At 55.6% G+C, this 14,722-nt stretch carries 12 protein-coding genes; 3 read left to right on the forward strand and 9 right to left on the reverse strand.

Features of this window, described 5'->3' with window-relative positions; genetic code table 11:
* Positions 1–37 precede the first annotated feature (37 nt).
* Together ROA7450_RS11160 and ROA7450_RS11165 are read right to left on the reverse strand one after the other, a co-directional pair.
* On the reverse strand, positions 38–2,248 hold the full coding sequence (locus ROA7450_RS11160; RefSeq protein WP_085805797.1) for an NHL repeat-containing protein: 2,211 nt from the start codon (positions 2,246–2,248) through the stop codon (positions 38–40).
* Between the two features lie 117 nt (positions 2,249–2,365).
* Complete coding sequence (locus tag ROA7450_RS11165; RefSeq protein ID WP_085805798.1) at positions 2,366–3,274, reverse strand: LysR substrate-binding domain-containing protein; 909 nt, start codon at positions 3,272–3,274, stop codon at positions 2,366–2,368.
* 172 nt (positions 3,275–3,446) lie between these two features.
* Here ROA7450_RS11165 and ROA7450_RS11170 point away from each other — a divergent pair, with 172 nt between their 5' ends.
* Positions 3,447–3,833 carry a cupin domain-containing protein gene (locus ROA7450_RS11170; protein WP_085805958.1) on the forward strand — a complete coding sequence of 129 codons (387 nt, stop codon included), beginning with the start codon at positions 3,447–3,449 and terminating at the stop codon, positions 3,831–3,833.
* Positions 3,834–3,839: 6 nt separating this feature from the next.
* Here ROA7450_RS11170 and chrA read toward each other — a convergent pair whose 3' ends face one another.
* From chrA to ROA7450_RS11205, 7 genes are all read right to left on the reverse strand, one after another.
* Positions 3,840–5,108, reverse strand: coding sequence for a chromate efflux transporter (chrA, locus tag ROA7450_RS11175; RefSeq protein ID WP_085805799.1), 1,269 nt, complete (start codon positions 5,106–5,108; stop codon positions 3,840–3,842).
* Positions 5,109–5,122: 14 nt separating this feature from the next.
* Complete coding sequence (locus ROA7450_RS11180; RefSeq protein ID WP_085805800.1) at positions 5,123–5,941, reverse strand: chromate resistance protein ChrB domain-containing protein; 819 nt, start codon at positions 5,939–5,941, stop codon at positions 5,123–5,125.
* 222 nt (positions 5,942–6,163) lie between these two features.
* Positions 6,164–6,622: a PACE efflux transporter gene (locus ROA7450_RS11185; RefSeq protein WP_085805801.1), complete on the reverse strand. Its 459-nt coding sequence runs from the start codon at positions 6,620–6,622 to the stop codon at positions 6,164–6,166.
* A gap of 265 nt (positions 6,623–6,887) precedes the next feature.
* Positions 6,888–7,379 (reverse strand): bactofilin family protein, encoded by a 492-nt coding sequence (locus tag ROA7450_RS11190; protein WP_085805802.1) that lies wholly within the window; start codon positions 7,377–7,379, stop codon positions 6,888–6,890.
* A complete protein-coding gene (locus ROA7450_RS11195) occupies positions 7,369–8,691 on the reverse strand; it encodes a M23 family metallopeptidase (protein WP_200812952.1) in 1,323 nt (440 codons plus the stop codon). Before ROA7450_RS11195 ends, ROA7450_RS11190 begins: the two co-directional genes overlap by 11 nt.
* A gap of 175 nt (positions 8,692–8,866) precedes the next feature.
* Positions 8,867–9,676 (reverse strand): ferritin-like domain-containing protein, encoded by an 810-nt coding sequence (locus ROA7450_RS11200; protein WP_085805803.1) that lies wholly within the window; start codon positions 9,674–9,676, stop codon positions 8,867–8,869.
* A gap of 33 nt (positions 9,677–9,709) precedes the next feature.
* Positions 9,710–10,171 (reverse strand): peroxiredoxin, encoded by a 462-nt coding sequence (locus ROA7450_RS11205; protein ID WP_085805804.1) that lies wholly within the window; start codon positions 10,169–10,171, stop codon positions 9,710–9,712.
* Between the two features lie 92 nt (positions 10,172–10,263).
* Between ROA7450_RS11205 and ROA7450_RS11210 the strand changes: the two genes are divergently transcribed.
* Complete coding sequence (locus ROA7450_RS11210; RefSeq protein ID WP_143534427.1) at positions 10,264–13,635, forward strand: YhdP family protein; 3,372 nt, start codon at positions 10,264–10,266, stop codon at positions 13,633–13,635.
* On the forward strand, positions 13,632–14,681 hold the full coding sequence (gene queA / locus ROA7450_RS11215) for a tRNA preQ1(34) S-adenosylmethionine ribosyltransferase-isomerase QueA (RefSeq protein ID WP_085805806.1): 1,050 nt from the start codon (positions 13,632–13,634) through the stop codon (positions 14,679–14,681). The genes ROA7450_RS11210 and queA overlap by 4 nt, the downstream gene beginning before the upstream one ends.
* Positions 14,682–14,722 lie beyond the last annotated feature (41 nt).

Raw genomic sequence — 14,722 nt, forward strand, 5'->3', positions numbered from 1 at the left:
TGACCCGACGCATTGGTTAACGAAGTTGAAAGCTTTTCTAATTCGACGGCGATCCCGCCCGCTCGATCCCGATGGATCCGGTGCCAAATCCCACCTGCATCTTCCCGAAGGAAACATTGTCCGCGGCGAGGGCGGCGGCGAGTTTTGACAGATCATCCATGTTGTGGGGTTTGACGAACCCGGCGCTGTGCAATTCCAGAATGTCCGCCCGCGAATGATGGAAACCGGCCAGGCGCATGTTGTAGCGATAAAGCGCGGCAAGGGTTCCGAGCAAGAACAGCAACAAGATGCCGGGCGGGACTTGCGTGCTGAGGGTTTCCCACCAATCGCTTTCGGTGGCTTCTTGGTTACTTTGCCAGGTCTCAAGGCAGGTTTTGGTGAGAGTTTCAGAATCCGCATTGGGCGCGCGGCACTTTTCCAAAAACTGATCGAAGGACATCGCATAGTCCGCTTTGGCCAGAACGGCCCACGGGAGCTCATCAAAACGGTCACGCCGGTCTTGGGTGCTGGATCTGACTTTGTGGAGGCCCGCGCGTTCAATCTCAATTCGTCGTAGCTCTGCGTCCATTTGTTTGATCGTGTCGCGATTTTTCAGATCTAATTGGAGTGTGTCGAAAAAGTCGCGCATTTTCGCATCGCTTTCGAGAGCCATAACGCGCTCTGGCAACGAACTTGGTAGCTTCCACACACCACCGTGGTTCGATCCCATGAAATATATTGTCGCTTTGGCCTGGACCGGCGCGTTGAATTCGACTCCGTCTGGGACCAACAACTCCACAAAGGGTGCACCGTCCTGCTTCGCGCGCCATACGCCACCGAGTTGCCCCGTGATATATACCGCCTCTCCGATTTGGACCGGATCGTAAAAGCCGTTTCCATCTGCGACCAGCAGCTTTTCAGGGGATGTGCTTTCTTGCGCTAAGCGCCATACGGCACTACCAAACTGTTCCGTGATATATATCGCTTCTCCGATCTGGACGGGATTGTTGAGACCATTTCCGTCGGGCGCTCGCAGTTCGTCAAAGGATGTGGAGTCATGCGCTAAGCGCCATACGCCGCCATTGAATTGCCCCGTAATATATATTGCCTCTCCGATCTGGACTGGATTGTTGACGTTATCTCCATCTATGACTAGCAGCTCTTCAAGGGATGTACCGTCTTGCGTTGCGCGCCATATGCCACCACCATCATAGTCAGTAATATATATCGCCTCTCCGAACTGAACCGGCGCGTTAAAGCCGCTTACGTCCGGTGCCCCCTTTAGTTCTTCAAAGGGTGCGCCGTCTCGCGCTGAGCGCCATACGCCACTACTGAATGGCCCTGCGATATATATCGCCTCTCCGGCCTGGACCGGTGGGTAGAGGTGGGTTCCGTCTGGCTCCTTTAGTTCTTCAAAGGGTTCGCCGTCCTGTGCAGCGCGCCATACGCCACCATGATCAAAGCCCGTGATATATATCGCCTCTCCGATCTGAACCGGTGCATTAAGGCCCATTCCGTTTGGCTCCTTTAGCTCTTCAAAGGATGCGCCGTCTTGCGCTGCGCGCCATATACCACCGCTGAATTGCCCCGTGATATATATCGCCTCTCCGATCTGGACTGGACCGTTAAGGCCGTTTCCGTCTGGTGCCCTTAGTTCTTCAAAGGGTTCGCCGTCCTGTGCAGCGCGCCATACGCCACCATGATCAAAGCCCGTGATATATATCGCCTCTCCGATCTGAACCGGTGCATTAAGGCCCATTCCGTTTGGCTCCTTTAGCTCTTCAAAGGATGCGCCGTCTTGCGCTGCGCGCCATACGCCACCATAGTCGAAGCTGCTGATATATATTGCCTCTCCAACCTGGAGCGGATCGTTAAGGCCATTTCCGTCTGGCGCGCGTAACTGTTCTGGGCGTTCGTGTAGAAAGTTCGAGAGGTCGGTTTTGAGGGTTTCACGATCTCGGTCGAGACCACCCAGACGGGTTTCAATATCGCTAATATGCTGGGTTAATGTCTGTTTACGCCCGTCTGCGAACTGCTGCCAGAAGGGCAGGCCAAGATAGAAGAGCAAGCCAATAAAAATCACAAAGACAAGCAGGGCCAGAATCCAGGAAGCCCGGCGCCGGGCCGCTTCGCCGCGACAGCGCAGTTGTCGGACAATGTCGCCAAGACGTCCCTCTGGCACGTTCCATTCTGCGTTTCGTGCCGCGCGCTTGAGATCCGACCACTGATCTATTGTGGCCTTGTCACCGTGAGATGCGTTGCCAGTCATCAAATAAATTCGCTCAAATCAATTGAGGCTATAGAGTTGCACACCCCCGCCGAGAAAGGAATGAAAATCTTCGGGCCATAAATCTGCCATGCTCCAAACAAAGGGCGTTGCAGTTTTTCAGGCCGCGAGGGTATTGCTAGAATCTTGCAGGACTTGCCCAAAAAGCCACTCTCTGAAGATCATGATGTGAGATGAGTTAGATTGGCATTGCTCATAGGCGAGTGAGTAGAGGGTGCGGACCGGGGTGTGCAGATCAAATATTGGCCGCAACGCGCCAGATTTTAAAAAGTCATCAATCAAAGCGGTGTAAGACAACACAATGCCTGCATTGTTTAAGGCCGCATTGGTTGATAATTCGCAGTGGGCGAAAACCGGGCCGCCTGACGGGCAGGCCTGTGGGGCACCGGCCAGATCAAACCATTCTTGCCAGCCATCCGAGGTTTCATCCCGCAAAAGAACGTGATGTTGCAGGTCGTGTGGTCGTTTCAGGGAAGGATGAGACGCAAGATATTGAGGTGTGCAAACAGGTGTGCGGCCTGAAGTAAAAAATGGTTCAATGACAGCGCCGGGGACAGGGGCATCTTCCCAATGGATCACGATGTCCAATTCGCCGTTTCTGAAATCTGTCGGAGGCAAGCCGGTTTCAATTTTGACGTCAATGTCTGGGTAGGTGCACAGAAAGTTCGAAAGCCGTGGGATGAACCAGCGTTTTGCGAACCACTCGGTCATTTTCAATCTTAGTTGACCTTGCTGGGGCTCGCCAATGACGGCACGCGTGCTGGCATCGAGATCGTCCAGAATAGGTCCGACGCTGGTCAGATAGTGCTGGCCATCAGGGGTGAGCTCAACCCGGTTCGATTGTCGTACAAACATGGATTTACCGATGTAAGTTTCCAACAAGCTGACCTGGTGGCTGATTGCCGAAGGGGTGACGCATAGTTCGGATGCGGCGGATTTGAAGCTGCCCAATCTGGCGGCGGCCTCAAACGCCCGCAGAGCAGGGAATGGCGGGAGTTTGCGTTTCATCGGGGTGAATTCCTCTCAACCGGAACTGAATTCCTTTCATTTGCTCAAGGCTCCGGCGCCATATTAGCCTTGAATTGGATTTTTTCAAAATTTGAAGGATAGGCAGATGCAAAATGATTTAGACAATCGCGCGCGATCTTCACGGCCCATTAGGTTGTTTTCATTGCCATTGATGACCTGCTTTGGGCTGGTTGCCGGTTTTGCCTTGGCGCAGGTTGACCCGCCGACGGAGCACAAAAGTCTGTCGCTTGAAAAGCTTGGAGTGATCGAAGAAGACATGCTTCAGCGGCAAATCGGGTTGGGTGGATATTTCATGCAATTGCGCGCAATCACGATCATGCCTGGCGGACAGATCGCGAAACATTCGCATGAGACACGACCGGGAATCGTCAAGGTGATTTCGGGTGAGTGGGTCGAAGGCCGCCCAGAAGGAGAAGCCACATATTCCGCAGAAGGGATAGATGGAATACTGGAGGATGGGGATACTGTTCATTGGTTTTACAATCGCGGAGATGTACCCGCGAGCGCAATTGTATGTGACCTGACGCCAAGTGGATAGCTGATTTTATAGTGCAAGCATCAGGGCAGCGCCCCCGGCGCAGAGAGCGAGGGTGACAAGGACAGATTGTTTCAGTCGCAGGAGCAAAAGGGCGGCGAGGGCCATGAGGGCGATAGCGGCGATGTTGAGACTGCTTGGGTCAGGGGAGATGGCCGAAATGGGGCCCCAGTTAAGGGTATCCACGCGGGTGAACAGGACATGCAGCGCGAACCAGATCGACAGGTTCAGAATCACGCCAACCACGGCGGCAGAGATGGCAGCGAGGGCGGCGCGGAGTTTTGGCTTAGACGTGAGCCATTCGATATAGGGCGCACCAGCGAAGACCCAAAGGAAACAGGGGGCGAATGTGGCCCAGAGGGTGGTAAGCGCGGCGAGGGTGCCGAGCCAGAGGTTCAGCTCTCCGTTCACGCGGGCCCCGGCGAGGAAACCAACAAATTCTGTGACAAGGATCAGCGGACCGGGGGTGGTTTCAGCGAGGCCGAGGCCGTCGACCATTTCAGCGGCGGAGAGCCAGCTATGGGTCTCAACCGCCTCCTGCGCCATATAGGCGAGCACAGCATAGGCCCCGCCAAAGGTGACGGTGGCAAGCTTTGAGAAGAACGCGCCGATCTGGCCCAGCACGTCGTAGTTGGTGATTGTTGGCAGTATGAGCAGTGGGAGGATCCAGACCGCCAACCAGATTGCGATGGTTTTTGTGGTGGATTGCCATCGAACCGGTGCGGTCACATCTGACGGTTCAGGGTCTGTGAGGGTGGTGAAGTATCCGTAGAGACCGGCGAGCAGGATCACCATTGGGAAAGGCAGTGAGAAGAAGAACAAAGCCACAAAGGACAGCGCGGCGATGGCGCGGTGGGCGGTGGTGGTCAAGCCCTTGCGGGCGACCCTAAGAAGAGCCTCGAACACGATGACCAGAACGGCGGCCTTGATGCCGAGGAAGATGGTCTCGAGCGCCGGGGTGCTGCCGTAAAGTGCGTAGAGCATGGCAAGTGCCAGGATCACCGCCGCGCCGGGTAGGACAAACAACAGCCCGGCGATCAACCCACCGCGCACGCCGTGCAACCGCCATCCGGTGTAGGTGGCCAGTTGCATCGCCTCGGGGCCGGGCAGGAGCATGCAGAAGGAGAGCGCGTTGAGGTATTGCTGTTCGCTCAGCCAGCGTTTTTCATCAACGATCAGCCGGTGCATCAGGGCAATTTGCGCAGCGGGTCCGCCAAAGGACAGCAGACCAATGCGCCACCAAACGGGCAGGGAGTCTTTGAGGCTGGGATTGGTCATGATGTTATCGCATCTTATCGGGCCTGCGGCCAGTCGTGGCCTTCGCTCATGGCATCGCGGGCCCAGCGGAAGAGCGCATCATAGAGCAACATGCCAGCATCCAATTGGGCGATGTCATCGCGGTACATGCGCGAGAGGCCAGTGGAAAGTGCCAACAGACCTGCGGCTTGTGGTGCAAGGTCGTGCTTGTTAGTGTCGGCACCCCGGATGACTGTGGCCATTTGGGTGAGCGCATCTGAGTGCAGGCCGAAATCCTGCAGGATCGTGTCGAAGGTGCAGCTTTCACCACGGTGACTGAATTGCACGTCTTCGACATCAAAGGGCGTGGCGTTAAACTTTTCGGCCACAAGCGACACGTCCTGTGGCGGGACAAACAGGAATTGCGCCTCGGTGTCGATGAAGCGGCGGATGAGCCAGGGGCAGGCGATCCGATCAATTTTGGGGCGGTGACGGGTCACCCAGCGGGTGGCCCCGGATGGATCACGGGGCAGATCAAGCTGGCCACTGATCATCGGTAGACCCGCGTCACGCCAGGCAAATTGCCCGCCTTCGAGCACTTCGACCTGTTGCCCCGATTGGCGGAGCAGTGCTGCGACTCCGTGGGAGATTTTGCGGCCCTTCTGGCAATAGACGACGGCTTTGTCTGTGTTGCGTTGCGCGAGCCTGCGCTGCATGGCGGGCAGGTCGGTGTGGGCACAACGGATGGCACCGGGGATGAGCTGCGGATCTTGCGCGAAGTCTTGATCAATGCGGGTGTCAAACAGGACAGGGGCATCGGGGGTGCCGATCAGGCGATTGAGTTGGTGGGGGCTGATTTCATTGAGGGCGGGCATGGGACACTTCCTAAGATGAGGCCGACACATAGTGCGACCTGTTGTGTTGATCTGGGAAGCGAAATTTAAGCCTGAGCCTCACGGGGCATTCGCGGACCCCACGGCAGTGAGATACCAAGACTAGGCAAGCTTGTCCAATGTTTCGGCGAAGAATTTCGAGAGCTTGTATGGAGTAAGGCGCTTGGCTGAATCGAAGTGCCTTAGCTCATCAACGGCGTTTTTCTACAGGCTTTGAGGCTGGCCGAGTTCGAGATCTTCTGCCTCTACCGGGCGCAAGTGGTCGTAAACAAGGTGAAAGACGTAAGTGTAAAGCGTATAGGTCAGAGTGAGCCCGAGATTGACTTTGAGGGCGCCCAGCAGGCTATGGCCACCGACGTGGATGAGGATTGGGCAGGTCAGGGCGATAGCGCTGACCTCATGCATAACTGCGTGAAACACACGTAAGGGACCGGGTCGGTCACTGGCGACGCGCCCGGAATGCAGGGCGTCGATGTAGTCAAAGAGCGTATTGAACAAGGGGGTCCACGTCAGAATGACAATGGAGATCAGGGTGATGAGCGCAAAGCTTTTACCCATGTCAGCCCCCACAACAAAGGCGTAAAGTGGACTTACGAAGCAGATACCGATGACTTCGAAACTGAGCGTCTGAATAATGCGTTCGCGGATAGATCGCAGGTGCATTGCTGGTCTCCTTTAATGAGAGGAAGAACCGCAACAAAAGAAATCGTAAAAATGAGTTTTGAATTGGGGGGAAGGTAACGCGCTACTGTTTATGGGTCTGTGTTCCGGGACACAATCGTTTCCGTTTGGTTAACAATTAACCTTTAGGGCGTGTCTAATCTGATGAGGCCAGTTTCTAGTTCTGTGTCATAGGGTGGTATCGAAAATGAGAAAGGCGCCGCTGCCGTGCAGGGCGCCTTTGCAATTTCTCGATTTTATCGAAGCGTTAGCCTTCGGCTTTTGCCGCTGGGGCTGACTTTGCGCTGAGCGGGTCATCCTGACGCTGAACTGAGCCTTCGAAATGGGCACCAGATTCGATGGCGATGGTTTTGTGAATGATGTCACCTTCGACGCGGGCAGTCGACGTCAGGCGGACCTTGAGGCCGCGAACACGACCAACGATACGACCATTGATGACCACGTCGTCCGCGATGATCTCGCCCTTGATGGTTGCGCCTTCACCTACAGTCAGCAGGTGTGCGCGGATGTCGCCCTCGATGGTGCCTTCAACCTGAATGTCGCCGGTGGTCTTAATGTTGCCGGTGATGTGCAGGTCTGATGACAGGACCGATGCGGGGGGCTTGGCCTTTGGGGCTGCTGCTTTGAAATCAGGTTTTGACGCCTCGGCAGGGGCCGCTTGTGGCTTAGAATCACGTGTGGCCGATTTTGCAGCATCGGCTTTGGGTGCGGGGTCGTTGATTTTGCTCTTAGAAAACATCTTTTGCAGCCTTGATATAGATCATCGGATTGACGGCCTTGCCGCCGACGCGGACTTCGTAGTGTAGATGGGTGCCGGTGGAACGTCCAGTATTGCCCATAGCAGCAATTTTCTGGCCGCGCGAGACTCTTTGACCTTTTTTCACGTAGATCTTGGAGTTGTGGGCATAACGGGTCTCAATCCCGAATTCGTGCTGGATTTTGACCAGGCGGCCATAGCCTGATTGCCAGCCTGCCTGAATCACCACTCCATCTGCGGTGGCATAGATTGGCGTACCATGTGGCGCGGCAAAGTCTGAACCGCTGTGCATCCGACCCCAACGATAGCCAAAGCCCGAGGTGAAGCGGAACGCGCCTTTGACGGGTAGCGCGAACGGCGCTTTCTGCGCCGCAATACGATACAGGTTGAGGCGATCCATCTGGTTGAGGATGCGGTTGGCACGCAGCGCATCTTCGTCAGCAGGCTCTGATCCGCGCGACGAAAAGGACAGGGGCATCATAGGGCCGCCGTGACCGGAGTAGCCACGCTTGACCGATTTCAGCATGTTATCAGTGTTCATACCAGCGGCGGAGAACATTTTCTCCAGTGGTTCAACAGAAACGGTCATCGCTTCTTCCAACTGGCGGAAAATTAGGTCGTTCTTATCTTTCATCAACTGAATTTGAGTCGCCATTTCATCCGCTTCGATCAGAGCGGACTGGGCGTTTTCAGTGATTTGATCGCGCTCGTAAGCGGTATCTTGCAAGGCTGCGGTGAGGAACGCGATTTCCTGATTGTCAGATGCGGTGTTGCCGTCTTCGCCTGCAATGTTTCCGGCAGAATTCAGAGCGACGGACAGTTCGTCGGCTTCGCTGCGGGCATCGTCGCGCTCGTTCATGGCCTGACGCAAGGTGCCTTGGATAATCTCGATACCTGTTTCCAGCTCGTGGCGACGTGTTTCAGAATCGAGCAGTTCAGTCTGCATCGTCGAAATCTGCTCCAGAGCGGAATTGAAGCGTTGCTGAGCGGCGATGGCTTCAGCGGCACGGGCATCACGCTCTTGCGCCAGTGCATTCAAGCGTTGCTCATAGGTGAGCTGATCGCGTTTGGCTTGTTCGCGGAAATTTCCCGAGCCGATCGAGTCCATCAACAAGATCGCGGTGGCGACGATGGCCCAAGCGACAATCGCGGAGGTGCCAGCGAAGGCAATCAACTGCGAGGCAGGGCGCAGGCGGATGAACCGCGTGTCAGTATCGGATTTCAGAAATACCCGGCGCTCAGGGAAGTGGCGCTCGAGTAAGGTGTTGAATTTGATAGCAAGTCTAGTGCGCAAGTCTCTTTGGTCCCGGTTACCTATCCCAATGGGTCGACGCAGTTTTTTATTGTTAAGGTGCGTTCTGCGAAGTCCATACAAAGAGGATTGCCTTTGGGCAAGGCATTTGAGGTCATGAGTACGAAACACCGCCAGAAACCCCAAGGAAATGGCGGGAATTCGCCGATTTCCAGCGTTAGTTTTGGGAATGTGGCGGCAATTTGTCAGCAAGAGGCCAATAGAAGTCCGGTGGCAGGCCTGCTTCTGCGCGTTTTTCCTCGTTGAAGGGAGGTTTCAGCGCGCCGTGAAAGTATTTGCGGACCAACTGATGAAAGGCCTCTTTCGGGTCCATATCATGACGGCCGCAGAGAAAGTGGAACCATTTGGATCCATAGGCGACATGGCCAACCTCTTCGGCATAGATCACCTTAAGCGCATCAACCGTCTGGGTGTCTTTGGCGGATTGGAATATGTCGATCATCCCAGGAGTGACGTCCAAACCACGCGCCTCAAGCACCATGGGGACGACAGCCAGTCGCCCCATGAAATCATCCACCGTGTCTTCAGCAGCACGCCACATGCCGGCATGGGCGCCCATCGCGCCGTAGTGGCTGCCTTGTGCTTCAAGGCAGTCGCATAACAGGTTGAAATGCTTTGATTCCTCATCAGCTGCCTTGACCCAATCGTCGTAAAAACCCATGGGCATTTTTGTATCGGTGAACCGGGCAATGATATCCCAATGCAGGTCGACAGCGTTCAGTTCGATATGGGCGACGGAATGCAGTATCGCGATACGCCCCTGAGCGGAACCGGGACGGCGGCGTGGCACATCTCGTGGGTTGAGTAATTCAGGTTTTTCTGGGCGAGAGGGGTGTAACGGAGGCTGAGCATCGCCAATGGCAATGGGGTCTCCAGCCTCGCGCGCGGCAAACCATTGGCGCGCGTAGTCGCGTGATAAAGCCGTTTTGGCACGACCGTCAGCAGTGGTCAGCACGTCGACGGCCATTTGGGAAAGCGTTTTAGATGTCACGAGAAACCTTTAAAGTGCTTTGACAGCCTCAAGAACCTCTTCGGCGTGACCGACAACTTTGACCTTAGGCCAGACACGGGCCACCACGCCATCACCATCAATCAAAACGGTGGTTCGCACGATGCCGAAGAATTTCTTGCCGTACATGCTTTTTTCTTTCCAGACGCCATAACTCTCACAGACATCGCCTTCGGCATCAGAAAGCAACGGAATACCAAGCGAATGCTTGTCTCGGAACTTGTCGTGTTTTGTGACGGTGTCCTTGGAGATGCCGAAAACTTTTACGCCGAGAGCTTCGAACTCTGCATTCAACTCAGTAAACGCAATAGCTTCCTTGGTGCAGCCCGAAGTGTCATCGCGTGGATAGAAAAACAGCACCACAGGTGCTGGACGCAGCGTGGAGAGGGTGATCTCCTCGCCACCATCACGGGGTAGGGTAAATTCGGGGGCTTCATCGGCGGGATTGAGCATGGTGATTCCTCATGGTGAAACTTTGGCTTTTATATTAGGTCGCAACGGGCAAAGATAAAGCAGATCGCAAAAGGGCAGCTTTGAGCAGTGATTTGACCAAGAAAGTTAAGGGCAGAAAGCGCCGTATCGGGCTGCGACTCGGGATCTGGACGATCTCGCTTTTTTGCGTTTGTGCCACAGTGCTCATCTTCACTTTGATGGCTGTGATGGGCACGCGCCTGCAAGTGCCTGAATGGGTTGAAGAGCGCGTCATGGCGCGACTCAATCAAAACACGGATGCTTTTGTGGTCTCCGTCGAAAGTATTGCGATTGTGATCGAAAAAGGTTGGGTGCCACGATTGCAATTGCGTGGCATTGCTTTGTCAAATGCGAGCGCCGCGCCATTTGTTCGCTTGGCTGAAGCCCAAACCGTTTTGGCGCTGAAGCCTATGCTGCAAGGTCAATTTAAGCCACGATCAGTTTATGTGAACGGTGCGCAGGTCGTCGTGCGTCGTCACGAGAATGGGCAGATAGGTCTTTCGGTTGGCGGTGCTTTACCTGCGGTCGAGGAGGCGCCAAACCTTGCCGCCGTAATCGAGCAGGCTCATGACGTATTAGAAAACCCCCATTTCAATGCACTGCGTGAAGTTATTCTTCGAAATATGACAATTGGTTTCGAAGATGCCCGGGTCAATAAAGTTTGGGCAATTGATGGCGCAGAGCTGTCTCTTGAGCGGAAAGGGTTGGATCTACAGATTCGAGGGGACTTCGCGCTTTTAGGGGCGCGAGACTACGCCACGACGCTGTCGGTCAACTATGAAGGGAAGATAGGGAGCGCTGCAGCGCAGTTTGGTATAAATCTTGAAGATATGGCGTCACAGGATATTGCAGGGCAATCCCCTGTGATGAGTTGGCTCAACGCAATTGACGCGCCGATTTCAGGAGCCATCCGAGGCGAGATGAATGAAAAAGGGGCCTTGGCCGGGCTTAATGCGACGCTCCAGCTGTCCGAGGGGGTAATACAGCCCAATGAAGCAGCTCAGCCCGTCGCATTTACTGCGATGAGAAGCTATTTCAGTTTCGATCCGGTGTTGGACAAACTCACCTTTGATGAACTTTTTGTCGATAGCAAGTGGGGAACGTTCACGGCAAATGGCAAGGCACTTCTGGTCGGGATGGATACCGGATGGCCAAATGCCATTTTGGGCCAGATCGATATTCAAGAACTGAATGCAAACCCTGCAGGGCTTTATCCCGAACCCGTTCATTTGGAAGGCGTTCATGCGGATCTCCGATTGAACCTTGATCCTTTTGTTTTGACCATTGGCGAGCTGTCGGTTCTGGATCAGGCGATGCGGATCAACTTGACAGGCGAAGTTGCGGCCAAGGCGGAGGGCTGGGCGGTGGCGATTGACACTCGCTTGAACCAAATTCGAACAGACCGTCTGTTGGAGCTGTGGCCGGGTGCCTTTAAGGCAAAGCCACGGACATGGATTAAAAATAACGTGATCGACGCATCGCTGGAAAACGCACAGTTTTCGATGCGGATGGCCCCCGGGCAAAAACAGGAGTTTTACCTCGGGTTCGAATTTCACGACATGGCGACACGGTTCGTAAAGGGCCTACCACCGATTGAAGGGGCTTCTGGGCGAGCCTCGCTGGCTGGCCGCCGGTTTGTCATTACCGCGGATCAGGGGCAGGTGACGGCGCCGCAAGGTGGTCGCATTGACGTGTCAGGCACCAGTTTTGTGATCCCCAATACCGATATTCGGGGTGGTCCGGCGCAGGTTATGCTGCGCACCAAAAGCACGATCACAGCCGGGTTGGCGTTGCTGGATGAAAAGCCGTTTGAGTTCATGAAGAAGGCTGGGCGGCCTGTGGTGTTAGCGGATGGCCGGGCCGAGGTCTCAGGCCAAATCGATATACTCTTAAAAAAGCGTTTGCTGCTAGAGGACGTCGGTTTTGATCTGCAGGGCCGCCTGTCGAACGTCACCAGCGAGCAACTGATCCCGGGAAAGGTCTTGACGGCGCAGGCCTTGCAAGTGAGCGCGGTGCCGAGCCGTTTGGAAATCTCCGGGTCTGGCCGCATTGGTCAAGTGCCGTTTGAAGCACTTTGGGGCGCCGACCTGGGCCCGGGTGGTAAACCCGGCAGCAAGGTTGAAGGCTGGGTTGAACTGTCTGGCCGGTTTCTGGATGAGTTTCGCATTGGCCTGCCGCCGGGGAGTTTAACGGGGGTAGCGCAGGCACCTATTACGCTGGAACTACCCAAGGGTGCACCGGGATCGTTCCTGTTGACTTCGGATCTGGCTGGGCTGGGGTTGAGGCTTCGGGAATTGGACTGGAGCCTGTCGGAAGATGGCAAAGGGGTATTGGAAGTCAGCGGTCGTTTGGCCGAGCCGGTTGTGGTTGACAAAATCCTATTGAATGCCCCGGGGTTGGAAGCGCGCGGCAATGTGAGCCTGCGCCCGGATGGCGAATTAGATCGGGCTTCATTTACCAGTGTAAAAGCAGGCAGCTGGCTTGATGCGCCGGTGGAGCTGGTGGGGCAGGGCAAAGACCAGCCGCCTGCGGTTCGTGTTCTCGGTGGTGTTTTTGATGTCCGGCAAGCCTCGGTTCTGAAGGGGCCACAGGACGGGCAGGCGGCGCGCAGTGAAGGCAACAAGGGCCCGGTTTCCTTGGTTCTGGATGAACTTATAATCACTGACGGAATCACGCTGACGAACTTCAAAGCAGATTTGACTATGACCAACGGGGCCTCGGGGCCGTTCACGGGGCAAGTGAACCAGGGGGGCAAGGTCAGCGGCCGAATTGTGCCGCAGAAAGGCGGTAGTGCCTTCATCATTAGGTCTGAAGAGGCAGGGCGGGTGATGGCCTCGGCTGGTCTGCTGAAAAACGCCCGAGGTGGCACAATGGAATTGCGGTTGGTTCCAGCGAAGACGCCCGGCGAATTTGATGGGCAGCTTGAAGCCCAGAATATGCGCTTGACCGAGGCGCCGACCATGGCGGCGCTTTTGAATGCCGTCAGTATCGTTGGGCTGGTCGAGCAAATGGGGGGCGACGGCATTCATTTTCGTACCGTAGATGGCCGGTTCCGTCTGGCTCCGGATCGTGTGACAGTTTACTCGGGATCGGCTGTCGGGCCGTCGATGGGGATTTCCCTTGATGGGTATTATGATACGGGCCGCGGACAGATGGATTTCCAAGGTGTGATTTCGCCCGTTTATGTGTTGAACGTGTTGGGTGGGGCCTATTCTCGTAAGGGGGAGGGGCTGTTCGGTTTCAATTACACCCTCACCGGCACGGCGGATGATCCGGATGTGTATGTGAATCCGCTAACGGCTCTTGCGCCGGGACTGTTTCGCGAGCTATTCCGGCGACCTGCGCCCAAGAGGGATGGAACGAACAAGGATCAAGACGGTGGTGCAGCGGTGGAGCAGGAGAGCCCGCCGCCAAAAACCAACACAGGACGGCAGAACGACCGATGAAAACCAGTGATTTTGATTTCGATCTGCCGGAAGAGTTGATTGCGGTGCGGCCAGCGCGCCCGCGGCGAGCGGCAAGGTTGTTGGTGGCACAGGGAGCGCAGATCACCGATAGCACCGTGGACCAGTTGGGCGATTGGCTTCTACCCGGGGATCGGTTGGTGTTGAACGACACCAAGGTCATTCCAGCACGCTTGCAAGGTGTGCGGTCCCGGATGAGCCCACAGGGACGGACCGAGGCACGGATGGAAGTCACCTTGCTGAGCCCAGAGACAGATGGCACGTGGCGGGCGATGATCAAGCCGCTAAAGAAGATCCGCGAAGGAGAGGTTATTCAATTCGAAGCCGGGCTTGAGGCGGAGTTGACGGATAAGCCGGACGGGCAAGGAGTACTGCGCTTTAACATGACGGGGGATGACTTCGACGCAGCATTGACTGAGATAGGCTCAATGCCGTTGCCGCCCTATATCGCGGCAAAGCGTGCTGCGGATGAACAAGACCACGAAGACTACCAGACGGTGTTTGCCGAGAACTCCGGGGCTGTTGCCGCCCCGACGGCATCTTTGCATTTTGATGAGGCTTTGCTGGCCGAGCTTGCGGACAAGGGCGTGCAGTTTACCCATGTGACACTGCACGTCGGGGCGGGGACATTCTTGCCTGTGAAAGTCGAGGATGTAACTACGCACAAGATGCACGCCGAATGGGGACATGTAAGCGCGCAGGCCGCTGAGGAAATCCGCCAGACCAAGGCCAATGGCGGCCGGGTGATCCCGGTGGGGACCACAGCCTTGCGCTTGATTGAAAGTGCTGCACGAGGTAGGGAGATTGAGCCCTGGCAGGGCGAGACGGATATTTTCATATATCCTGGATTCACGTTTCAAGTGGCGGATGCGTTGATGACCAATTTTCATTTGCCGCGCTCGACGCTGATGATGTTGGTTTCGGCCCTAATTGGATCGGAAGAGATCCGGCAAATTTATGCCCATGCGATTGCACAAAAGTATCGTTTTTTCTCTTACGGGGATTCTTCGCTGTTGATCCCGACCTGAAACGGTGCGACGGGGCGGTGTTGGCGGCAAGTGAGTCGCGG

This window comes from Roseovarius albus, from assembly GCF_900172335.1.
In the GTDB taxonomy this organism is placed as follows: domain Bacteria; phylum Pseudomonadota; class Alphaproteobacteria; order Rhodobacterales; family Rhodobacteraceae; genus Roseovarius; species Roseovarius albus.